Source organism: Nocardia sp. NBC_01388 (assembly GCF_045040085.1).
Taxonomy (GTDB): Bacteria; Actinomycetota; Actinomycetes; order Mycobacteriales; family Mycobacteriaceae; genus Nocardia.
In genome coordinates this window covers 2427897-2448482 of the sequence record NZ_CP109553.1, presented here as the reverse complement: position 1 = coordinate 2448482, position 20586 = coordinate 2427897, and the positions used below count along the sequence as shown (strand labels likewise).

General features: G+C 65.2%; 22 protein-coding genes and 2 pseudogenes. 16 read left to right on the top strand and 8 right to left on the bottom strand.

The window, feature by feature from the left end; translation table 11 throughout:
• Window positions 1–62: 62 nt before the first annotated feature.
• Complete coding sequence (locus OG716_RS11920) at window positions 63–899, top strand: thioesterase family protein (protein ID WP_405137695.1); 837 nt, start codon at window positions 63–65, stop codon at window positions 897–899.
• A complete protein-coding gene (locus OG716_RS11915) occupies window positions 896–2050 on the top strand; it encodes a DUF5925 domain-containing protein (protein WP_405137694.1) in 1155 nt (384 codons plus the stop codon). Before OG716_RS11920 ends, OG716_RS11915 begins: the two co-directional genes overlap by 4 nt.
• 336 nt (window positions 2051–2386) lie before the next feature.
• On the opposite strand, the gene OG716_RS11910 is transcribed toward OG716_RS11915, so the two are convergent.
• Window positions 2387–2836 carry a helix-turn-helix domain-containing protein gene (locus OG716_RS11910; protein WP_355127883.1) on the bottom strand — a complete coding sequence of 150 codons (450 nt, stop codon included), beginning with the start codon at window positions 2834–2836 and terminating at the stop codon, window positions 2387–2389.
• 46 nt (window positions 2837–2882) lie between these two features.
• On the opposite strand from OG716_RS11910, the gene OG716_RS11905 reads away from it, so the two are divergent.
• From OG716_RS11905 to OG716_RS11895, 3 genes are all read left to right on the top strand, one after another.
• Window positions 2883–3749 (top strand): SDR family NAD(P)-dependent oxidoreductase, encoded by an 867-nt coding sequence (locus OG716_RS11905; RefSeq protein ID WP_405137693.1) that lies wholly within the window; start codon window positions 2883–2885, stop codon window positions 3747–3749.
• A gap of 135 nt (window positions 3750–3884) precedes the next feature.
• Window positions 3885–6038 carry an RNA polymerase recycling motor ATPase HelR gene (gene helR / locus OG716_RS11900; RefSeq protein ID WP_405137692.1) on the top strand — a complete coding sequence of 718 codons (2154 nt, stop codon included), beginning with the start codon at window positions 3885–3887 and terminating at the stop codon, window positions 6036–6038.
• A 75-nt stretch (window positions 6039–6113) separates the two neighbouring features.
• Window positions 6114–6653, top strand: a complete 540-nt coding sequence (locus OG716_RS11895; RefSeq protein WP_405137691.1) for an SRPBCC family protein — start codon at window positions 6114–6116, stop codon at window positions 6651–6653.
• A 24-nt stretch (window positions 6654–6677) separates the two neighbouring features.
• Here OG716_RS11895 and OG716_RS11890 read toward each other — a convergent pair whose 3' ends face one another.
• On the bottom strand, window positions 6678–7271 hold the full coding sequence (locus tag OG716_RS11890) for a TetR/AcrR family transcriptional regulator (protein WP_405137690.1): 594 nt from the start codon (window positions 7269–7271) through the stop codon (window positions 6678–6680).
• A gap of 96 nt (window positions 7272–7367) precedes the next feature.
• On the opposite strand from OG716_RS11890, the gene OG716_RS11885 reads away from it, so the two are divergent.
• From OG716_RS11885 to OG716_RS11875, 3 genes and pseudogenes are all read left to right on the top strand, one after another.
• Window positions 7368–8291 (top strand): hypothetical protein, encoded by a 924-nt coding sequence (locus OG716_RS11885; RefSeq protein ID WP_405139641.1) that lies wholly within the window; start codon window positions 7368–7370, stop codon window positions 8289–8291.
• 60 nt (window positions 8292–8351) lie between these two features.
• Window positions 8352–8465, top strand: a complete 114-nt coding sequence (locus tag OG716_RS11880; protein WP_405139639.1) for a MerR family DNA-binding transcriptional regulator — start codon at window positions 8352–8354, stop codon at window positions 8463–8465.
• A pseudogene (locus OG716_RS11875) lies at window positions 8462–8737 on the top strand (alcohol dehydrogenase catalytic domain-containing protein); the annotation flags it as partial. The gene OG716_RS11880 and the pseudogene OG716_RS11875, both read left to right, overlap by 4 nt.
• Window positions 8738–8797: 60 nt before the next feature.
• Here OG716_RS11875 and OG716_RS11870 read toward each other — a convergent pair.
• Window positions 8798–10039 carry a site-specific integrase gene (locus OG716_RS11870; RefSeq protein WP_405137689.1) on the bottom strand — a complete coding sequence of 414 codons (1242 nt, stop codon included), beginning with the start codon at window positions 10037–10039 and terminating at the stop codon, window positions 8798–8800.
• Between the two features lie 92 nt (window positions 10040–10131).
• On the opposite strand from OG716_RS11870, the gene OG716_RS11865 reads away from it, so the two are divergent.
• Window positions 10132–11376: an epoxide hydrolase family protein gene (locus tag OG716_RS11865; RefSeq protein WP_405137688.1), complete on the top strand. Its 1245-nt coding sequence runs from the start codon at window positions 10132–10134 to the stop codon at window positions 11374–11376.
• Between the two features lie 33 nt (window positions 11377–11409).
• Here OG716_RS11865 and OG716_RS11860 read toward each other — a convergent pair whose 3' ends face one another.
• The gene (locus OG716_RS11860; RefSeq protein WP_405137687.1) at window positions 11410–11880 is read right to left on the bottom strand and encodes an ester cyclase; all 471 of its coding nucleotides are present in this window, start codon (window positions 11878–11880) and stop codon (window positions 11410–11412) included.
• A gap of 257 nt (window positions 11881–12137) precedes the next feature.
• Between OG716_RS11860 and OG716_RS11855 the strand changes: the two genes are divergently transcribed.
• Window positions 12138–12659, top strand: coding sequence for a DinB family protein (locus tag OG716_RS11855; RefSeq protein ID WP_405137686.1), 522 nt, complete (start codon window positions 12138–12140; stop codon window positions 12657–12659).
• A 141-nt stretch (window positions 12660–12800) separates the two neighbouring features.
• Window positions 12801–13508 (top strand): hypothetical protein, encoded by a 708-nt coding sequence (locus OG716_RS11850; RefSeq protein ID WP_405137685.1) that lies wholly within the window; start codon window positions 12801–12803, stop codon window positions 13506–13508.
• A 309-nt stretch (window positions 13509–13817) separates the two neighbouring features.
• On the opposite strand, the gene OG716_RS11845 is transcribed toward OG716_RS11850, so the two are convergent.
• Window positions 13818–14057, bottom strand: a complete 240-nt coding sequence (locus tag OG716_RS11845) for a hypothetical protein (protein WP_405137684.1) — start codon at window positions 14055–14057, stop codon at window positions 13818–13820.
• Window positions 14058–14409: 352 nt separating this feature from the next.
• On the opposite strand from OG716_RS11845, the gene OG716_RS11840 reads away from it, so the two are divergent.
• Complete coding sequence (locus tag OG716_RS11840; protein ID WP_405137683.1) at window positions 14410–14934, top strand: hypothetical protein; 525 nt, start codon at window positions 14410–14412, stop codon at window positions 14932–14934.
• 13 nt (window positions 14935–14947) lie between these two features.
• Here the strand turns inward: OG716_RS11840 and OG716_RS11835 are convergent, their stop codons facing one another.
• Both OG716_RS11835 and OG716_RS11830 read right to left on the bottom strand, forming a co-directional pair.
• On the bottom strand, window positions 14948–15586 hold the full coding sequence (locus tag OG716_RS11835; protein ID WP_405137682.1) for a histone deacetylase: 639 nt from the start codon (window positions 15584–15586) through the stop codon (window positions 14948–14950).
• Window positions 15583–15849, bottom strand: a complete 267-nt coding sequence (locus OG716_RS11830) for a TetR-like C-terminal domain-containing protein (RefSeq protein WP_405137681.1) — start codon at window positions 15847–15849, stop codon at window positions 15583–15585. The genes OG716_RS11835 and OG716_RS11830 overlap by 4 nt, the downstream gene beginning before the upstream one ends.
• On the opposite strand from OG716_RS11830, the gene OG716_RS11825 reads away from it, so the two are divergent.
• The 4 genes and pseudogenes from OG716_RS11825 to OG716_RS11810 form a co-directional block, all read left to right on the top strand.
• Window positions 15818–16057, top strand: coding sequence for a hypothetical protein (locus OG716_RS11825; protein ID WP_405140314.1), 240 nt, complete (start codon window positions 15818–15820; stop codon window positions 16055–16057). The two genes, OG716_RS11830 and OG716_RS11825, sit on opposite strands and share 32 nt — an antisense overlap.
• Before the next feature lie 31 nt (window positions 16058–16088).
• Window positions 16089–16283, top strand: a complete 195-nt coding sequence (locus tag OG716_RS11820) for a ferredoxin (protein WP_405137680.1) — start codon at window positions 16089–16091, stop codon at window positions 16281–16283.
• Window positions 16284–16365: 82 nt separating this feature from the next.
• A complete protein-coding gene (locus OG716_RS11815) occupies window positions 16366–16659 on the top strand; it encodes a hypothetical protein (RefSeq protein WP_405137679.1) in 294 nt (97 codons plus the stop codon).
• Between the two features lie 346 nt (window positions 16660–17005).
• Window positions 17006–17236: pseudogene (locus tag OG716_RS11810) on the top strand (WhiB family transcriptional regulator); the annotation flags it as partial.
• Window positions 17237–17254: 18 nt separating this feature from the next.
• Here the strand turns inward: OG716_RS11810 and OG716_RS11805 are convergent.
• Window positions 17255–20347: an RND family transporter gene (locus tag OG716_RS11805; protein WP_405137678.1), complete on the bottom strand. Its 3093-nt coding sequence runs from the start codon at window positions 20345–20347 to the stop codon at window positions 17255–17257.
• Between the last annotated feature and the right edge of the window lie 239 nt (window positions 20348–20586).

Genomic DNA, 20586 nt, shown 5'->3' with positions numbered 1-20586 from the left:
ACCTTTTCTGAAACATGTTCTAATTCAGAAAAGGTCTTCGAACTGACAAGGGGTCCGCCGCCGTGGTCGCATTCTTCACCGAGGTCGATGGTCGATACCTCGCCACCGAACTGGCGGTCAGCGCCTGGGCCCCGACGCAGGTCGCCGGCACCTCGGTCTGCGGGCTCCTGGCCCGCGAGCTGGAAACGCACAGCCCCGGAGCGGCCTTCATCCCCGCACGCTTCACCGCGGACCTCTTCCGCCCGGTGCTGAACGAGCCGATCGCGCTGCGCAGTGAGGTCGTCCGGGACGGCACCCGGGTCCGCGTGATCGATGCCTCGATCGTGCAGCGCGGCGAGGTGCGGGCGCGGGCGAGCGTCATGTATCTGGCCGTCGCTCAGCAGCCGCCCGGACAGGTGTGGCAGGCGGTGCGGCAATTGCCCACGCCCACAGACAAACTGGATGGCCCGCACGGCAATCCGCCGCTGTTCAAGGTCGGCGACCTGGACTGGACCGGCGACTTCGCCGCCGGCCAGAACGGCGAACGGAAATCCGTGTGGCACAACCTGCCCGCCCTGGTGGAAGGCGAACCCATCTCGCCGTTCCAGCGCGCCGCGTTTGTCGGTGATGCCACAAACCTGGTGTGCAACTGGGGAACCGAGGGCGTCGGCTATATCAACAGCGATGTCACCGTCACCATGTCCCGCCTGCCCGAGGGCGCCGAACTGGGGCTGTTCGCCCAGGATCACGTCGCCGCGGACGGGATCGCCGTCGCCACGGCGACGCTGTACGACCGTCGCGGCCCGCTGGGCACCTGCGTGGTTACCGGCATCTCAAATGTGCGCCGCCAGGTGGATATGGTCGCTTTCGCCGAAAATCGCTTTACCGATGCCGAGTCGGCGTCGATCATCGTGCAGTGACTTCTACCCCGCAGGAACGCCTCAAACTGGTCGGCCGCGCGGAGCCCGCGGCTGCGGCGCTCACGTGGGCGATGAATCTCGACGACTCCGATTCGCCACGCGATGTGATCGATGCGCTGGCGCTGGCGCTGTATGTGAGTGGCGAACAGCCGCACGCGGTTTCGCTCGAACTCGAGCACGTCAAGCCCGATGCCCCGCTGTGCCCCGACGATGCGCGGGTGCTGCGCACCAGCGATGACGACGGTATGCGCGCCACCCTGTCCGTGGGTGACGGCTGGACGCTGCGCGTCATCCGCCGCACCAACGGCACCGCGGTGCTCACCGTCTGCGCGATTACCGAGGCGCTGGCCCGCGATGTGCTGGCCATCTGCGCCGCCGATGCCACGGTGGAACCCGAATCCGATGCCAGCCAGGTGTCGATGGGCTTCTGGCACAGCGGAGCTCACGGCCCGCAGCGGCGCGAACGCCCCATTACCGCCGCCTCCTGGTCGGAGATCCACGGTAATTACGGCACCGATATCAGTGCGGCCATGCAGCGGCTGATGGCGCTGCGCGCCGACGATGTGACCGGCCGGCTGCTCCTGCTGCACGGTCCTCCGGGCACCGGAAAGACCTCCGCGCTGCGTGCGCTGGCCCGCGAATGGGCCGAGTGGTGCCAGGTCGACTGCATCCTCGATCCGGAGGTGCTGTTCTCCAATCCGGGGTACCTCATGGAGGTCGCCATCGGCGTCGACACCTACGACGAATCCAAGCGCCGCTGGCGACTGCTGGTGCTGGAGGACTGTGATGAACTCATTCGCGGCTCCGCGAAAGAGTCCACCGGACAAGGGCTTTCCCGCCTGCTCAATCTCACCGACGGCATGCTCGGCCAGGGCCGCGATGTGTTGGTCGCCATCACGACCAACGAGAACCTCTCCCGCCTGCATCCGGCCGTCATCCGCCCGGGCCGCTGCCTGGCTCAGCTGGAAGTGGGCCGACTCTCGCCCGAGGAAGCCACCGCCTGGCTGAATCGCGAACTCGCGGACCGGCCGAAGCCGGTGGCGGGCCCGGAGGGAATGACGCTGGCGGAACTGATCGAATTCCGAGACGAACGCTCTCGAATTCAAGCGACCCCAACGCCTTCGGCCTCCGACACCGTCGGCTATCTGTAGTCTGCGCCCCGTCGAGGTGTAATCCGATCTGCCGCCGGAGGGTTCGGCCCGCTTCCCTTGACGGGCCGAACCCTCCGGATCGGCTGATGGCCTGGCGCTGAATCTCGGTATTCAGTGTGTGATTTCCGAGTGGGCAGTGTGGTATTCGCCTTCTGGGGATGTCCCGATGCGGCTAGGCGAAGCTAGCATTCGTGTTCTGTGCCAGCCAATGACAATGCGTGCCAATCCATTCATGGAATGCGCGGCATCGAATGCCCGATGCGGCTCGGTATTGAGGAATAGGTTTCGCGGTGCTGCCGAAGCGAATTCGATATGTCGCGCCGGTGTGAGGGGCTCTCACGAATCGGTATGTGAGTCCGGGCCGTCGGCGCGCAACAGTTCGGCCAGCTCGTCCAGTAATTCCGAAACGCGTTGGCGCTGTGCGGGCATCAACTGCGGCAGCTCGGCGGCCAGGGCGGCGTCAATCGGCTTCCGTCCGCGTTTGCGCAACACATCCACCAGCATCACCGGATCCACGCTCACCCGGACCCGGCGGCCGTCGGACGGATCGGGTTCGGTGCGCAGCAAACCGTCGTCGCGGTAGCGGGCCACGATGCGCGACACCAGACTCTGCACGATGGCGGTGCGGTCGGTGATTTCGCGAATCGATGATTCCGGGTGCAGCGCAACATCTTCGATGACGGCGAATTCACTGGGCGCGAAGCGGCGCGAGCCGGTGGTGCCGGTGGCCGTGAAGGCGATGGTCCGCAGGCGGCGAGCGATGAGGTGCAGGCTGGCGGCGTCCATGATTGGCAATGTACATCACTAGTTATGTAATTTAGGATTCATCACTATGTATGGAATTGGTGAGCTTCCGCGTCTGATCAAGTACAGCCTCGACACTCAGATAAGCCTGGCGCGGCTGCGGCGGTCGCACACCCTCGAGGATCGGGTGGCGGGACGAACCGTGCTGGTCACCGGTGCTTCCTCCGGGATCGGGCGGGCCGCGGCGATCCGCATCGGAGCGGCCGGCGCGACCGTGGCGCTGGTCGCCCGGCGGGCGGAGGAACTGCGCGAGGTCGCCGCGGAGATCGAAACCGCGGGCGGCAAGGCCTCCGTGTACCCGTGTGACCTCAATGATTTCGATGAGCTCGATGCGATGGTGGCGCAGGCGCTCGCCGATCACGGCGGCGTGGACATTCTGATCAACAATGCGGGCCGTTCCATCCGGCGCCGGCTCGACGAATCGTACGAGCGGTTCCACGATTACGAACGCACCATGCGGCTGAACTACTTCGCGCCGACACGGCTGATGCTCGCGTTCCTGCCCGGTATGCGCGAACGGCGCGACGGTCAGGTCGTCTCGGTACTGTCCCTGGCCGTGCTGTTCGGCGGCGCGGGATACAGCGCCTACATCGCCTCCAAGGCGGCCCTCGACTCGCTCACCGACAGCCTGCAGGCCGAAACCCTCACGGAGAACATACGATTCACCACGATCTACATGCCGCTGGTCCGTACGCCGATGATCGCGACCAATTCGCTGTACGTGAATGCGGTGGCACTCACGCCCGAGCAGGGCGCGGCGGCCATCTGCGACGCCATCATCGATCGGCCGCGTCGCATCGGCCCGGTGCGGGGGCGCATTGCCAATCTGCTCGATCGCGTCGTGCCGGAGCGTTTCGACATCGTTCGGAATGCGCGTTTCCAGCAAGGTATGTGAGCGCACAGAAAAGGGAAGGAGAGCGATTACTCCTTCCCACTCTCAACTTATATCGCACCCGGGGGCTTGCCGCAAGACCCGGGTAATGGCGCAGAATCGCTCATCAAGGCCGGAACCTGCAGAAATAGGAGTTGCGTGAAACCCTTGATGACGAGTGCCTTCGACCTGCCCGACCGTTTGGCCGCCAAGGCCGACCCGGCTTTGATCGCCGAGGACGAGCGGCATTTCGCGGCGATCGGGGCGAGTCTGGAGCAGTCCATCGCGGATCTGTCCGCGCGCCTCGACGCCGTGCGCAAGGCGCCTGTTTCCCTGGGTCAGGAGGCGGTGGAGCGGGATCAGGAGGTCCGTCAGCTGACCGCTCGGCTGCGTGCCCTCAGCCGGTTCGGGCTGGACCTGTGCCTCGGTCACATCATCAGCGCGGACAATCCCGAGCCGGTGTACGTCGGCCGGCTCGGCCTGACGGACAGCGCGGGTGAGCGACTGCTGGTGGACTGGCGTTCTCCGGCGGCCGAGCCGTTCTTCGGAGCGACACACGGCAATCCGATGGGTCTGGTCCGCCGCCGCAGGTATCGCTGGACCCTCGGCCGAATCAGCGACTACTGGGACGAGGTATTCACCTCGGACGGTCTGGAGAGCCGCGCCGCGCTGGACGATCAGTCCGCCTTCATCGCCAGCCTGGGCAGCAATCGATCGGCCCGCATGCGCGATGTGCTCGGCACCATCCAGGCTGATCAGGACGCCATTGTGCGTGCGGGCTCGCGCGGCGCGCTGGTCGTGGACGGCGGTCCCGGCACGGGCAAGACCGTTGTCGCCCTGCATCGCACCGCCTATCTGCTCTATTCGGATCCGCGACTCGCGCATCGCCGGGGCGGCGTGCTGTTCGTCGGCCCGCATCAGCCGTATCTGGCGTATGTCGCCGATGTGCTGCCCAACCTCGGTGAGGAGGGTGTGCAGTCCTGCACTCTGCGCGCACTCGTCGCCGAGGGTGCGACGGCAAGGGCCGAGATCGACCCGGAGGTGGCACGCCTGAAATCCTCCGCGGATCTGGTTCGGGCGATCGACACCGCGGTCAAGTTCTACGAGGAGCCTCCGGCCAGGGGCATGACGGTCGCGACCGACTGGGCCGATATCCGGCTCAGCATCGACGATTGGGCCGAAGCCTTCCGGGCGCCGGATCCGGGCACTCCGCACAATGAGGCGCACGAGCAGATCTGGCAGGTGCTGCTCGAGATCGTGAAGGACAAGCACCAGGACGACGTTCCGGCCGACGAGCTCTGGAATTCGTTGCGGCAGAACAAGGAACTGCGCACCGTGCTCAACAACTCCTGGACCTTGCTCGAAGCGGCCGATCTGGTCGCGGACCTGTGGTCGGTGCCGGCCTACCTGCGTAAGTGCGCGCCCTGGCTGAGCCCCGATGAGGTTCGGACGCTGCAGCGCGCAGACGCTAAGAACTGGACAGTGTCCGATCTGCCGCTGCTGGACGCCGCCCGGCAGCGCCTCGGTGATCCGGATGCGTCCCGGCGCAAACGTCGGTACGAAGCCACGGTGGCGGTCGAACGCACGCGCATGTCGAATGTCATCGACAACCTGATCGCCTCCGCCGAATACGACGACGGTGAGGGTGTGATGACAATGCTGCGCCAGCAGGACCTGCGCGACAATCTGGTCGACGAGACCGCACTACCCACCACCGACCCGGACCTGCTCGCCGGTCCCTTCGCCCATATCGTCGTGGACGAGGCGCAGGAGTTGACCGACGCGGAATGGCAGATGTTGTTGCTGCGCTGCCCTTCCCGCAGTTTCACCATTGTCGGAGATCGGGCGCAGGCCCGCCACGGCTTCACCGAGTCGTGGCAGGAAAGGCTCGAACGGGTCGGCGTCGATCGAATCAGCCTGGCGTCCTTGAGTATCAACTACCGGACACCGGAGGAGGTGATGGCCGAAGCCGAGCCGGTCATTCGCGCCGCGCTTCCGGATGCCAATGTGCCGACGTCGATTCGCAGCAGCGGCATTCCCGTCGTCCACGGTTCCACTGCGGATCTGGGCTCGATCCTGGACGCCTGGCTCGCCGCGCACGACGAGGGAATCGCCTGTGTCATAGGCGATCCGGAGTTCCCCTCGACCTCCCGCATCCGATCCCTGACCCCGGAACTGGCCAAGGGGCTCGAATTCGACCTGGTCGTCCTCGTCGACCCGGAGGAGTTCGGCGAGGACATCGAGGGAGCCGTCGACCGCTACGTCGCAATGACCCGGGCAACCCAGCAACTCGTCATTCTCGCCAGTCCCTGACGCCCCCAGCGGATCTTGCGGTTGTGCGGCGATCGGCGATACGCTGACTTTCGTCTCAGACGGTAAGGATCAGCCATGGTCGGCGCGGTCAATGCAACACTTCGGCGATTCCTGCGCCCACCCGAAGGCGTGGTCCGCACCCGCACCGACCATGGCATGACCGATGAGATGGCAATCGTCATCGACGCAGCGCCGCAAGAACTGTGGGATCTGATCACCGACGTCACCGGCATGGGCAGATGGAGTACAGAGAATCGCCGCGGCCGATGGCTCGGCGGCGCATCAGGTCCGCAGGCGGGCGCCTGGTTCGTCGGCGTCAATCGCATTGGTCCGGTCGTGTGGGTCACGCCGTGCGAGGTCACCGTTGCCAAGCCCCTCGAGCACTTCGAGTTCCAGGTCCACATCGTGGGCCCGCGCTGGGGTTACCGCCTCGAGCCTGATCCGGGCGGGACGCTGATCACCGAATATCGTGACTGGTCCTACTCCTCCGGATTCAATCGTCTCCTGCGCTGGTCCGGTCCGCTCGGCAAGCCCCGGGACAACCATGCGCTGCACGGCATTCCCGAGACTCTCCGAGCACTGAAACAGCACGCCGAATCACGATCCCGGACGTAGCAGCATTGCGTACTGGGCTGGCGCTCAGGCTTTTACGGCGTTCCAGGCCGCCTGGCCGAGGGTCGGGGCGGCGCCGAGCATGTCGAAGTCTGCTGAGCGGGCGAGCCAGAGGCGGGCGTATTCGACGCAGGGGCCCATCCACAGCGCCTGGCACAACCTGGGCGGTAGCGGTTTGATGCGGCCCTTCTCCACGTGTGGCTGCAGCCAGGCGGTCGCTTCGCCGTAGAAGCGCTCGTTCAGGGCGTTGATCACCGGCCGGGATTCGTCGATGACCTCGTACTCGCGGCAGTGGAACAGATAGCGCGCTCGCAGCTCGTTGGCGGCGACCCATTCCAGGTGGGTGCGAACGGAGCCTTCGATCCCGCCGCGTGCGGTCGAATTGCTATGCAGGGCAGCGAGATAGGCGTCGAAGTAGTCGCGCAGAGTCTCGACGTACAACTCGGCGGCCACGCCCTCCTTACTTCCGAAGAAGTGATAGATGCTGCCCACGCTGGCCCCGGACGCGCGGTGCAGCACCTCGACGGTGGTGCCCGCCACCCCGCTTTTCAGATAGACGGTCAGCGCGGCGTCGAGGATGGCGCGCCGGCGCACAACGCCGGCATTCGAGGAAGTGGGCACCCTCGAACGATACCGAACCGGCCCTGAAATTAGAAAAATGTTCTAGAATATCGTTCTAGTGTGACGAGATTGTCTGAGCCGGAAGGGCTGTGGCGTATGAGCACGAGTACCAACGACCGCACGACGGAGGAAGCACGGCGGGTGAATCCGGTCGATGTGGCACTCGGTATCGCCTGCGTGGTGTGGGTGGTGATGACGCTCTGGTCGGGAATTCAGACCGGCGGCAAGGGCTTACCGGTGATCCCGCAGACGATCACGTCGCTGGCGCTCGTGGTGGCGGTGTTCGGCCACATGCTCAAGCACCTCGGCTTCAAGCTCGCCGCTGCGTATTTCGTGATCGGGTCCGTGATCGAGTGGTCCTTCGAACAGGCCAATATCTCGTTCAGTGGATTCGTCTGGGGCGATCTGCGTTACGGCGATCTGGCGATGATGGGTCCGCATATCGGGAGTGTCCCCCTCTTGGTTCCGCTGGCGATGGTCGCGCTGCTGTGGCCGGTGTACGTGATCATCAATGTGGTGCTCGACGGGAAGATCGTGGTGAATCCGCGCTCGCTGCGGCCGTGGCAGGTGGTGTGGCGCTGCGTGCTCTACGGCATGCTGCACGCCTGGCTCGCCTTTCTCACCAATGGTTTCTGCACGAAGTTCGGTGTCTACGAATGGGTCGGCAAGTCCAAAGCTCTCGCGCCGCAGGACTCCTTCTTCGGCGACCCGCAATTGCCGATAGGATGGACGGTCTGGGGGTTCCTCACCACCCTTGTCGTCTCGTTCGTACTCATCCCCGCCTTCGGTAAGGAAGCCCTCGTCCGATCGGAGACCCGTCCACTCAGCTGGGTCGACGCCGCCCCGATCGTGGTCATCGGCTCGTACGCATTCGCACTGTTCCTCAACCCGGTGAACAAATCCGTCGGCAGCGTCATCCTGTTCATGTTCGGATTCATCTCGCTGCTGGCGCTGTATCGCTTCGCGGCGGTCCTGCTGGAGCAGAGCCGATCCAGTCGAGAAGTCGCGACAGCCGAGTAGGCACGTCGGATCAGCGACCCTCGCTGGAAGATCGTGGTGTTCCTGGATGTTTCCCTCGCCATGCGGATCAGTGAAGCGTCCAGGGTCACCGGTGTGAGTGCCCGATCGTTGCGCCACTACGAGGCGGAGGGGTCGATCGTCTCCGGCGGTCGGATCAGGGTCCGAAGGACTTGACCCTCACGACCGACAGACTGCGCCCCGCCCCGGGGCCCGGCGAATACTTGATCCGCGTGCTCGCCGCCGGGATCAACTTCGCGGACGTCATGCAGACGCACGGAACATACGACGGCGGCCCGCAAGCGCCCTATGTGGCCGGGTTCGAAGCCGCAGGCGAGATCGTGGCCGCCGGCCCGGGTATCGAGATGCCGCATCAGGTCGGCACCCACGTTGTGGGTAGCGGTCCGGGCGCGTTCGCGCAGTACATGATCATGCCCGCTGCCGGTGTGCTCCCCGTGCCCGCCGGCTGGAGCGATGCCCAGGCGCTCGGCCTGGTGCTGCTCTGCGCCTCAGAGGCCGAGTTTGGTAACGGCGTTGTCTTCCAAGGGGTTTGCGGTGCGGATGTAGCCGTGGACGGTGCGGGGATTGGACCAGCGGCCCTGGCGCATGATCTCTCGATCGCTGGCCCCGCCGAGGGCGGCCTGGGTGGCGAAACCGGCGCGGAGGGAATGGCCGGAGAAGAGGTCGGGGTCCAAGCCCGCGCGGGCGGCATAGCGTTTCACGAGTTCGGCGACGGCCCGGCCGGACATGGGGTAGTCGGCCAGGCCGCCGTGGCGAGAGATGGTGGGGAACAACGGAAGTACCGGATCGGTGAGGGTGGTGCCGGTGAAACCGTGACAGCGGTGGATGTGGGTATCGGAGGACGGGTGGGCGGTGACCCAGGTGCGCAGGTCGTTATCGGCGAAGTGGGCCTCGCGCAGGCGAATCCAGTCGGCGAAGGCGCAGACGGGACAGGTGTGCGGGCGCTGACCGCGGGGGAGGACCACCCGCTGCTCGTTGACACCGGTGGGGTCGGTTTTGGTGGTGGGGAGGTGGATGAGCAGCAGGGGCTCACCACTGGCGTGATCGGTGTCGACGCGGACATCGGTGATGCACAATCCGGCGATCTCGCTGCGGCGCAGCGCGCCCGCGAAACCGACCAGCAGCAGCAGCGTGTCGCGGCGGCGCGCGGGTTCGGTGGGCCAGCCCGGTGCCGGGAGCTCGGCCAGCAACTGGTCGAGGGTGTGCAGGAGTACGGGCCGTTTGCGCTTCGGCAGAGTGCGCCGGGTGCGGCGGATACCGCGCAGGGTCAGGCGGACCACATCGGCTCGGGTGGGAGACGGGAGGCCGTTGGCGGCATGCACGGCTGCCAGCGCCGCGGACTTGCGTTCGAGAGTGCCTGCGCTGAAGGCCCATTCGCCGTTCGGCCGCCGGGCGTCCGCGGCGGCCGCGAGGTAGACCGCCACATCCAGGGCGTCCGCGGGCAACGCCTGCCGCCCCTCGGCCAGACACCATGCGGCCCAGGCGATCCAGTCGGTCCGATAGGCGCGCAGCGTATTCGCGGACTGGGACGCCTCGAGATAGCGGCGCAGCGATCCGGCCTGCTGATCGTCGAACCGTTCCCGAACCAGGTGCAGCGCCGCGGAATCCACCAGCACACTGCGCACGCCACGCCGCAATTCGGTGCGCACCGCCTCGGGCACCGCGATAACAGCGCCGTGCAGGGTGTCATCGGGCTGCTCGGTGGGCTGCGCTGCACTGCGACCGGACATGGCTGCGACCCTACGGCACCGCGCGCTGTCGGCCCGCCGCACACGACAGTAGTGTCGGGTGGCGAATATCCCCGGCGACTCAGGAGACGAGTTTGCACATCGAAGCCACCTCGGAAAATCGTTCGTTTCCCCTGCTGCAGCAGCCGATTCACGTGCCCGACAGCGTGCTGGAGGATCTGCGGCAGCGGCTGGCGCTGACCCGCTGGTCCGATGATGCGGGCAATTCGGACGGCTCCTACGGCGTGCCCAAGGCATATCTGCAGCAGCTCGTCGAGTACTGGCGTACCGAGTTCGACTGGCGCACCGCCGAATCCGCCATCAACGCCTACGAGCACTACCGGGTCGAAATCGATGGTGTGCCGGTGCATTTCATGCGCAAGCCGGGTGTCGGACCCGATCCGATCCCGCTGATCCTCACGCACGGCTGGCCCTGGACGTTCTGGCACTGGTCCAATGTCGTGGACGCGCTGGCGGATCCGGACGCGCACGGCGGTGATCCGGCCGACGCCTTCGACGTGATCGTCCCGTCCTTCCCCGGCTTCGGCTTCTCCACGCCCGTCCCCGACCGCCCCGACCTGAACTTCTGGAAGGTCGCCGATATCTGGCACACCCTCATGACCGAGGTGCTGGGCCATGCCAAATACGCCGCCGCGGGATGTGATGTCGGCGCGCTGGTCACCGGCCAGCTCGGCCACAAATACGCCGACGAGCTGTACGGCATCCACATCGGCTCGGGTCAGCGCCTGGACCTGTTCAACGGCGAGCGGGCCTGGGACATCACCGGTGGCCGCCCCATCCCCGAGGGTCTGCCCGCCGATGTGCACGCCCGAATCGTGGAGCTGGAGAAGCGCTTCGCCGTCCACCTCTCCGCGCACATGCTCGCCCCCAGCACCCTCGCCCACGGCCTCTCCGACTCCCCGGCCGGCATGCTGTCCTGGATTCTCGAGCGCTGGACCACCTGGAGCGACAACCACGGTGATATCGAAACCGTCTTCAGCCGGGACGAGTTGCTCACCCACGCCACGATCTACTGGGTAACCAATTCGATCAGCACCTCAATGCGCATCTACGCCAACCACAATCGCTACCCCTGGGAGCCCTCCCACGATCGGCATCCCGCGATAGAAGCCCCCACCGGCATCACCTTCGTCGCCCACGAAAACCCACCCGGCGTCACCACCGCCGACCGCGTCTCCCACTTCCTGACCACCGACCGAGCCGACTGGTACAACCACGTCAACCTCACCGCCCATGAACACGGTGGCCATTTCATCCCCTGGGAGATCCCGGACGAATGGGTAACCGACCTGCGCCGCACCTTCCGCGGGCGGCGTTGACACGGTCGCCCGACAAATTTGCATCGGGTGGCGTCAGGAGGTCGCGCTCGGTGACAACCAGTCCAGTTGCCGAGCTCGGCCCAGATCGTCGCGGGCAGCCCAGTGTTCGATCACCATGCCGTCCGACATGCGCATCCAATGCGTTTGCGCGACCGAGAATCTCTTCCCGGTGCCGGGAAACACCTGATCTACTTCGCCCTCGGTGTCGTAGACGACGAACGAACCGACTTGTCGGCCAGCCATAATGGTGTCCAGGCACACCAGATCTCCATCGGCTACAGCGTGCCGGATCTCGTGACGCATATCGGTGAAAGCCGCCCGCAGCCACAACGCCGTGGAGTAGAAACCGTGGGGCCCTCGCAGCCGGGTCGTCGGTGGCTCATGCAGGCTCTCGCGATTCCTCGCATCGGGATGAATGACAGCCTCGAAGTCTGCGCGAGTTCCGGATGACATGATCTCGAGACTGCGCACAGCCACGGCCTTCGAGTTGGTAGGTGCGCTCATGCGGCTCCCAAAAATCAGTAAACGAGATCGGGTCCGGTGCCAGCGACACCGCACTCCGATCAGCGACGCCTTTCCGCTCGGTCTGTCGTTGTCGGCATGTTATTGACGATGACGGATCCGGGCGGCGCGTTCATTCCCAGCCAGGGGAAGGCCATCCGTCGACGTGGTGGAGAGAGCCTCCGACAGCCAACACGACACCGATGATCCGAAACCGCCAGTGTGGCAACCCAATCCGAACCGATAGAATTGAGCCAGCAATGACGTGGTCGATACCGCAGGTCACCACCGGTGCAGAGCGTCGTCTGCTCGAGTACATGCTCGACCGCAACCGTGCCGAATTGATCAATACGGTGCGCGGGCTGTCCGAACACGATGCCCGCCGCCGCCTCGTCACATCCCTGACTACTCCGATCGGACTGCTCAAGCACGCCGCGGTCGCTGAACGGATCTGGTTCCAGCACGTCTTGGCCGGTCTCCCCGAGAGCGAATGCGACGGTGGCACAACGCCGGGCGACGCCAGCTTCGTTGTCGACGACAACGAGACCTTGGCCGACGTGATCACCGAATTCGAAAGCGCCAGTGCGCGTTCCCGCGCAATCGCGGCCCAATTCGACCTCGACGACATCAGGACGCACCCCCGCTTCGGCGACGTCAGCCTCCGCTTCATCTACCTGCTCGCGCTCGAGGATTTCGCGCGTCACGCCGGTCACGGCGATATCCTCACCGAGCAGATAAACCACCCCACGCCACCGGGCATCGACAGTCCAGGACCCTCTTAGCCGAGTTCACCGCCGGGTTCACTGAAAAGCCCTGTCCGCCATGGAATGTCCCATCTTGCGGCGTGCCGTCCAGTCCGAAACGATTGCGAGACAGCGCCGGCGGAAAGTAGGTTCCGGTGAGCATGGGGGAGGCGCAATCACATGGCTGCACAACCGAACTGGCGGGAAACCTGGATCGGCCAGCTCGTCACCGTCGCGGCACTTCTACTCGGCATAGTCTCGTCGATCGGAATATTCCTCGGATGCCAACGCGGGCAGTGGTTTCTGGTTGTGTTGGCGGCAGTAGTGCTAGCGGCCTGCATCGCGATCGTCATACCAGCGGTAATCGCAGATCTTCTCGGTCAGGCCATGCTCGCCGTGATGATTCTGACGCTGCCAATGCTGCTCGTCCCGCGCGGCAGACGCTGGTGGCTAAGGACGTGGGGCCCCGCACTCGCGGGCTTCCGGCCCCGAAAACCATCTCCTGACAGCGAACCCATTCCTGTAGTCGCCGATAGCGTCCCGTCGCAGAAAGAGCTCGAACACCTCCTCGAAATGATGGACGCCGCCGACGCGGCCATCTGGCCGAAGACTGCGAGAGACCAGCTTTCGGTCCCGAGATTCCTGGAACTGAACCCAGAATTCCCAGCCAATGCCAGATCCCAGTTCTCGCACCTTCTGGAATCCCGATCGATGACCACAGCCCACTACCTCGACCTGACGGGCGTCCTGATCGAGGGTGACGACCTGCTCTACGACTTCCTTGAACGGTCCTATCGATACATCTTCGAGGCCGACAACCCTGCCGCCCCACCCAGCCCCACCGTCTCAGACCGCACCAGTGGGGGCCCGAAACGGTCGGCCGGCTAAATGCGGTGTGGCCCGGGGTTTGATTTCAGGGTCGGAGCTATGACACATGCGGGGGATTCGCCAACCCGAACAATCGACCAGGCCGAGGTGCTGCAAAAAGTCGGGCAAGCACTGGTAGATGCGGCTCCTGTCGGCTGGAAGCAGATTCGATTCGAGTTCTCGGCGACGATTCAGATCGACGCCTCCAAGAACGCACCGCGCTCTGTTCGTACCTCACGGTGCACATCCGAAGAACGAGTTGAGATCCAGTAAAGCTCCGGATGTCGAGGAGCGCCGTCAACGTGATCGGCAGTATGGGTTGTGCGGGGGTTACGGCATCAAGTTGCAGGATTGGCCGGACATCAGGCCCAGGCCGCACAGGACGATCACTCGCAGGGTGGCCAGTTCGGAGGAATTGATCGAACCTGTTGACGCTGAACCGGAATCGGCGATGGTGGTGGTTGGGCTGGGGGTGGCGGGGGCGGCTTGTGCGGCGCCGGCGGCTAGTGCGCCGGAGATCAGGCAGGCGGCCAGGAGGTAGGGGAGTTTCGGTCGCAGAATCGAATTCATTGTTGTCTCCTCGAAGTCGTGCTTCGTAGCACTCTAGGAGGGGGCCGACTCGGAGGGATGCCACGAATTTCGGGGGCCTGCGGTGGGGTTCCGGTCGATCGTCGTTGCCTGGTCGGTAGCTCGGCATTGGCCGCCTGAGGCCGCGAGGGTTTGTGTAAGCGCGGTGAGTGGGGACGCGTGCAGGATGGGGTCCTGTGGACATTAACCGGCAGTTTCGTCTCGGCTGACGGCACGCGCGTCGTCTTTCATGCGCTCGGCGACGGGCCGCCGCTGGTGGTGCTGCACGGCAATTTGCGTCAGGCCGACGTCATGGGGTGTTATGGCGGAGATCAGGGGTTCGAGGGGGAAAACTATGAAGCGCATCGGATTTGGCGTGGCCGTGCTGGCCGCTGTGATCGTCGTGTCGGGGTGTTCGGACGGCGTCAAGGAGTTGAAATTCGGTGAGAGTGCCGATGTTTCGGCCCTCGAGGGCGGCACGATCGGCGTGAGCGTCACGCGAATCGACACCGGGAGCAACGCCGATCTCGCCAGCCTGGAGAACGCCTCGAAATACGCGGGGCAGACGCCGTATTACGTGCACTACGCGGTCGTGAAGAAGACCGGCGACCTGCGCGAGGACGGTGACTATGCCGCGTATGACGGCGACAAGCAGCTGACACACCTGTCGGTGCAATCCGCCCTGGACTTCAGCAGTCCACTCGATCCCAAGGTGCACAAGTTCGACAAGTGCACCGACCAGGGCAGTTGGGCGCAGACCGCACCCGGTCAGACTCTGGAGGACTGCATGATTTTCCTCGCCGACCCGGGTACCGGCCGGCCGACGAAGATCGAACTGGTCTCGAGCGGCGATCACAAGACGAAGGTTCGCTGGAGTTGATCACGAGAGTCGCCTACGCGGGTGGCCCGGCGAGTCCGTACAGCTCCGAGGGTTCCCAATATCCCCGAACGCCAGGGAGTTCGGACAGGTAGCCGAATATTCGGGCATGCCCCCATCCGTGCGATTCACGCAGACCCGCGGCCAGCATACCGAGATACCGCGCGGAGGGTTTCTGCAGCACAACGGTCGCGGGATCCCAGGGAGAGGTAAAGGTCAGAACAGGAAACCCATCGAGGTCATCGACGTGGACAACGGTCTCGTACCGGCCCGGCCCGAACTGCACACGGCCGGTGTCCAGTACTGCGTCGATGTCGAAATCTGTTGTCCGGCTGGGAATTCGATGCATCTCCTGGGTGAGGAGATCGCTGAACTGCTGCCGAGTCAGCAGGTAGCCGCGTGCCGCCGCGCCGCGCGGCCAGCCGGGTTCGGGCCGATCGGTATAGAACGCCACACCCCCGGTCCAGACGAGACTCTGCCAGGCGAAGTAGACGGTCCCCGGCAGTGTGAGGGGAGTGGTCTTCAATGGTGGTGTGCGGTCACGGAATCCGGGATAGGTGTGCGTCGTGCCCGGGGGAGTGCCGCCCTCGGCGTAGTACGCGAGCCTGCGAGCGTGCAGGTTGGAGCCGTAGGCGCAGTACCAGACGTGCGTCATCGTGCGCGATCGGGACGTAGCACCAGCGGCAGATACACCTGATCGACGATATCGATGATGACCGCGTCATCGATCGGAGTGCCGAACATCAGGAACTCGTTGCGCAACAGGTCGATTGCCACCATGGCCCGCCGGGAGTCCAGGGTCGAGCGGTCGACCTCACCGCGTTCCACAGCACGCTGCAACAGCATTCGGATCGTCGCGGGCCCGGCTCCGTGCACCCGTTCCCTGATGAGCCGCCCGAACTCGGGATCGCGGTTCATCTCGGCGATCAGGCCACGCAGCAGGCCGCCGAACGGCGTGGTCCACCAGTGCCTCGGTCAGAATCTGGCCCGCCTGGAACTCGAGATCATCCTCGCGGCACTGTTCGATCGCATTCCGACACTGCGGCTGGCGGTCCCGGTGGATCGACTGACGCTGCGGCCCGGCACCACGATCCAGGGTGTCAACGAACTCCCGGTCACCTGGTGACCGGTGTACCTCCGATCGGAAAGGAGTACGCATGCGAGTGACTGCCGACCGGAATATCTGCATCGGCGCCGGCCTGTGTGCGCTGACAGCCTCCGCCGTCTTCGATCAGGACGACGATGAAGGCCTCGTCATAGTCCGAGATGCCCACCCGGACACCAACACCCAGCCCGCCGTCCGCGAAGCGCTCAACATTTGCCCATCCGGCGCCATCGCTCTCACCGAGTAACACCCAGTGCCGTGTGCGGCCTCGGGGACTACCAGGCCATGGCACACCCCGCGAGCACCCGGACCCGCGCGGCCATCAATACTTGACAGCGATGAGCCCTGATCCTGACGCACGCAACGAGGCCCGATCCGCGGCCGACCCGATTACCGCCATCCTGGACAACCTCGTCCATGTCGGCCGGCAATCGCGAGAGGTGCTGCGCGCTGCCGTGATTCAACATGCCGAGATGGCTGAATTGCTGACCATGCTCGTCCGATTCCGCGCGCTCGCCATGGCGTCGGTGACTGCCACCCTGGCCGCGTCGATCGAAGCGACCGTCGAGTTCACGCTGGCCGGCTATCTGGCTGACTCTCTGAAAGCTTCGAGCGGCAAATAGCCCTGCCCGCAAGGGGTCTGCGGGTGTGCGTGTTCTTTGCTGCCGCAGATTGTTTGGGTGTGCTGGAATCGGCGGATTCCCAGGATGGTTCCGATTCGGCTCCGTGGGAAATGCTGTTGCACTCGGGGTTTGTCAATGGCAATCTGCCAGATATCGGTACGTCTTTGCTGTGATTCTCCAGTTGCCGATGATTAGCTTACGCGGTAGGTTCAGCTCACCGAGGGGTCTGCGGCACGGCATATCCGAATGTCCTGCAAGCGATTCCAGCCATGTCGGTAATGGTCTGACTGAGGGCGTGGATATGAAGCAGCAGTGGGTTGGCCAGGCATGTTTCAGCAATGACGATTCCGAGTCTTGGCGTGAGCGAGCGCTCTGCGCCCAGACCGATCCTGATTCCTTCTTCCCCGAAAAAGGGAGTTCGAGCACTGCCGCCAAGCGGGTGTGCCATTCCTGTGCGGTGCGGTCGGAGTGTCTCGATCATGCCCTGCTCCACGATGAGAGATTCGGCGTCTGGGGCGGAATGTCGGCGTACGAGCGGCTCCAGCGTGGACGAAGAACCGCCGACGGCGGAAGTTGAACGGTCAGCGGCTGACGATCAGGTGTGTACGGTGTCGGCTTTCGGGGTGGGGTCGGCTGTTCGCGGCTGGGCGGGGTTGCGCGACATACGGCTCGGCCACCAGTTCCACCGTCCGACCAGTACCGCCATTGCCGGGATCATGACGGTGCGGACCACGAGCGTATCGAGCAGCAGCCCCGTGGCGATGGTGAACCCGATCTGGGCGATATTGGTGATGTCGGAGAACATCAGCGCGAACATGGTGATCGCGAAAACGATTCCCGCCGTAGTGATTACGCCGCCGGTGCGGCTGAGCGCCCGGGCTACGGCCGCGCGCAGGCCCGCGTCGGGCGCGGCACGTAACTCGTCGCGGACCCGTGACATCAGGAGCAGGTTGTAGTCGGCGCCGACGGCGGTCAGGGCGATGAAGGCCATCGACGGCACCGCCCAGTGCAGCGGCTTGCCCAGAATATGCTGCCACAGCAGCACACTGAGCCCGAGCGCGGCGAGATACGACAGCAGCACCGTACCGAAAACGTACAGGGGTGCGATCAGGCTGCGCAGCGTCACCGCCAGCACCAGCAGGATCAGGATCGATGCCGCGGCGATGATGGTCGCCAGATCTCGGACGGCCATCGCTCGCAGATCGACATAGGCCTGTGACATACCGCCGGTCTCGAAGCTGGCGCCGGCCAGTGAGGTGCGGGCGGACGCCGCTCGCGCGGCATCGGCTACCTGCTGGGTCAGCGCCAAGCCCTCGGCGCTGAACGCATTCGCCTTGCCGAACACCATCATTCGTGCGGCATGCCCGTCCGGAGACAGGTAGATCTTGGTGGCGGTGGCCAGATCCTTGTTCGTCATCGCCAGGTCGGGGAGGTTGAATCCGCCCGCCGCCGGCGCGATGGTCGGGTTCTGCGCCAGGCCGTTCAGGAAGCCGACGGCTTGATCGAGTCCCGCTGGTAGCTGGTCGTATACCTGTGCCACCTGCGTGACGCCGTCGTGCAGCTGACCGGTGCCGGCGGCGAGTCCGTCGGCGCCGGTCTTCGCCTGTCCGATACCGGATCCGAGCGCACCGATTCCCTGCTGCAGCCGAGTCTGACCGTCGACCAGAGCGGTCGAACCCGCCTGTGCCGTTTGCAGACCGGTAACGAGCTGGGTGATCCCGGTCGCCAGCTGTGCCTGGCCGTCCGACAGCGCCCGCACGCCCGCACGCAGCTGCGCCAGCTCGCTCACGGCATTGCCCGCCGAGCTGCTGTCGAAGGCCGCCAGTGCGGCCTGGGCCGTGGCACACATCGGCGTGGCCGCGCACTGCGGATCGGCCGACACCATCGCCCGCAGGCCGTCGATGGCCGACAGTGGCCCCTGGACCGGGGCCAGTGCGAGGTCCACCCGATTGGCGAGATCGGCGCTGCCCGTTCGCAGGCGCTGCGCGCCGGAGCTGAGTTGCACTGCGCCACCGGCCAATTGATCGATGCCATCGGCGAGCGTGTGCGAGCCGTCGACAAGCTGGGCGGCGCCCTGCCCGGCTTGCGCGGAACCGCTTGTGAGACTGCCCATTCCGGCGGCCAGCGCCTGTGCTCCGTCGTTCAGCTGCGCCACACCGCTCGACAGCCGCTGCACATCGGGCCGCGCGGCCGAGAGTTGCGTAGCCGCCGCGCCGAGCTGATTGCTCACCGTGCCGATCTGCTTGTCGACCGCGGCCTCCGGGATGGGGACTCCGAGCGGTCGCGAAATCGACCGCACGGCAGCAACTCCGGGCAGTCGGGTGATCTCGGTGGAGAGTGTTTCGATCGCAGCGTAGTCCCGGGCGGTGCGCATGTCATGATCGGAGCGGATCAGCACATAGATCGGCAGCAGTTCATTGGCCGGGAAATGCGCTGCGGCAGCGGCATATCCGCGATTGCTGGGGGTGTCGGACGGCTGCGTCGCGCGTTCGTCGTAGCTGATGACCAGTGTGGGCAGCACCGCCGCGAGGGCGGCGGTGACGGCCAGCGAGGCGGCCAGCATGCGGACGGGGTGGCCGGTGACCGCCGCGGCCATCCGTTGCCAGTAATTCGCGGTCGGCCGCGCAGCGGGTTCGGCCAGACCCCAATCGGCGGCGATCGTCAATAGCGCCGGCGTGAGGGTTATCGCCGCCGCCACCGTGATCAGCACACCGATCGCACACGGGATGCCGATGGTGCGGAACACCCCGATGCGCGTAAAAGTCATGGTGGCACAGGTCAGGACAACGATGAGACCGGAGGCCAGGATGATCGGCGTGATCCGCCGGTAGGCGACCCGATACGCCTCGTGCGGGGACAGCGCCTCCCGGCGGCCCTCGTGATAGCGACTGATCAGGAAGATCGCATAGTCGGTGCTCGCGCCGAGGATCATCGCCGACAGCAGCGCGACCGAGAAGATCGAGGTCGGCAGGCCGTGGGCGCCGAACAGGGACACCACCGGCCGCGCGGTCGCCAGCGCCAGACCGATGGTGAGCAGCGCGACGAAAACGGTGGACAGTGACCGGTAGGTCGCCATGAGCAGCAATGAGATGAGCACGACGGTCATCAGCGTGATGATGGCCAGCGCATGGTGAATGCCGTCGAGCTCGTCGGCGAATGTCGGTCCGGGACCGGTGATATCGGCCTGCAGACCCGGTGGCCGCGGGATAGCTGCCACTGCGGCGCGCACCGCGGCGATCGAGCGGGTGGCCTGGGTGGTACCGGTATCGCCGACCAGGCGGATCTGGGTGTACACGGACTTCTTGTCCGCGCTGACGACAGATCCGGCGGTGGCGGGGGAGGCCCACAGATCCATGACCGAATCGACGTGCTCGTGATCGGCGGTCAGGGCGGCCACGATCTTGTCGCAGTAGGCGCGGTCGGTCGCATCGAGCGGTTGGGCGCCGGTCAGCATCAGGTAGGCAATCCCCGAACTGCTCGATTCCCCGAACTGCTTACCCATCTCGATCAGCATGCGAGAGGCAGGCGTGTCCTGCGGAATCATCGGCGTGGAGTTGTCGAAAACCGTCGATTCCAGCTGCGGCACCACAAGATTCAGAATTCCGGCCGACAGCAGCCAGAGGGCCACCACCACGTACCGGAATCGCTTGACCAGTGCACCGAGTTTGTCGAGTCGGTCGGCCTGCATCCAGAAGCCCCTATCGTCACATCGTTGCCAGGATCATAGGCACAGGCGCCGAGAATTCCGCTACGGAGGCAATCTGCGCTGCATTGTTCGAAAGGCGTTCGGCGCGTGCGGGCTTGGTATCGCCGGTAGCACGTGCGGTGCGTCACCGACAGGGAATGCGCCCCGCTCGGACGCGGAGTCGAAGGGGGTGTTCCGGCCCCCCGGAGAGGGCTTCCGAGGCCGTTCAGGGCGGACCTGAT

Coding starts and splice junctions, on each gene's coding strand:
- OG716_RS11910 (WP_355127883.1), bottom strand. CDS start 2,836: ATGGACGCCGCCAGCCTGCACCTCATCGCTCGCCGCCTGCGGACCATC.
- OG716_RS11905 (WP_405137693.1), top strand. CDS start 2,883: ATGTATGGAATTGGTGAGCTTCCGCGTCTGATCAAGTACAGCCTCGAC.
- OG716_RS11895 (WP_405137691.1), top strand. CDS start 6,114: ATGGTCGGCGCGGTCAATGCAACACTTCGGCGATTCCTGCGCCCACCC.
- OG716_RS11885 (WP_405139641.1), top strand. CDS start 7,368: ATGAGCACGAGTACCAACGACCGCACGACGGAGGAAGCACGGCGGGTG.
- OG716_RS11880 (WP_405139639.1), top strand. CDS start 8,352: ATGCGGATCAGTGAAGCGTCCAGGGTCACCGGTGTGAGTGCCCGATCG.
- OG716_RS11870 (WP_405137689.1), bottom strand. CDS start 10,039: ATGTCCGGTCGCAGTGCAGCGCAGCCCACCGAGCAGCCCGATGACACC.
- OG716_RS11860 (WP_405137687.1), bottom strand. CDS start 11,880: ATGAGCGCACCTACCAACTCGAAGGCCGTGGCTGTGCGCAGTCTCGAG.
- OG716_RS11855 (WP_405137686.1), top strand. CDS start 12,138: ATGACGTGGTCGATACCGCAGGTCACCACCGGTGCAGAGCGTCGTCTG.
- OG716_RS11850 (WP_405137685.1), top strand. CDS start 12,801: ATGGCTGCACAACCGAACTGGCGGGAAACCTGGATCGGCCAGCTCGTC.
- OG716_RS11845 (WP_405137684.1), bottom strand. CDS start 14,057: ATGAATTCGATTCTGCGACCGAAACTCCCCTACCTCCTGGCCGCCTGC.
- OG716_RS11840 (WP_405137683.1), top strand. CDS start 14,410: ATGAAGCGCATCGGATTTGGCGTGGCCGTGCTGGCCGCTGTGATCGTC.
- OG716_RS11835 (WP_405137682.1), bottom strand. CDS start 15,586: ATGACGCACGTCTGGTACTGCGCCTACGGCTCCAACCTGCACGCTCGC.
- OG716_RS11825 (WP_405140314.1), top strand. CDS start 15,818: ATGAGCCGCCCGAACTCGGGATCGCGGTTCATCTCGGCGATCAGGCCA.
- OG716_RS11830 (WP_405137681.1), bottom strand. CDS start 15,849: ATGAACCGCGATCCCGAGTTCGGGCGGCTCATCAGGGAACGGGTGCAC.
- OG716_RS11820 (WP_405137680.1), top strand. CDS start 16,089: ATGCGAGTGACTGCCGACCGGAATATCTGCATCGGCGCCGGCCTGTGT.
- OG716_RS11805 (WP_405137678.1), bottom strand. CDS start 20,347: ATGCAGGCCGACCGACTCGACAAACTCGGTGCACTGGTCAAGCGATTC.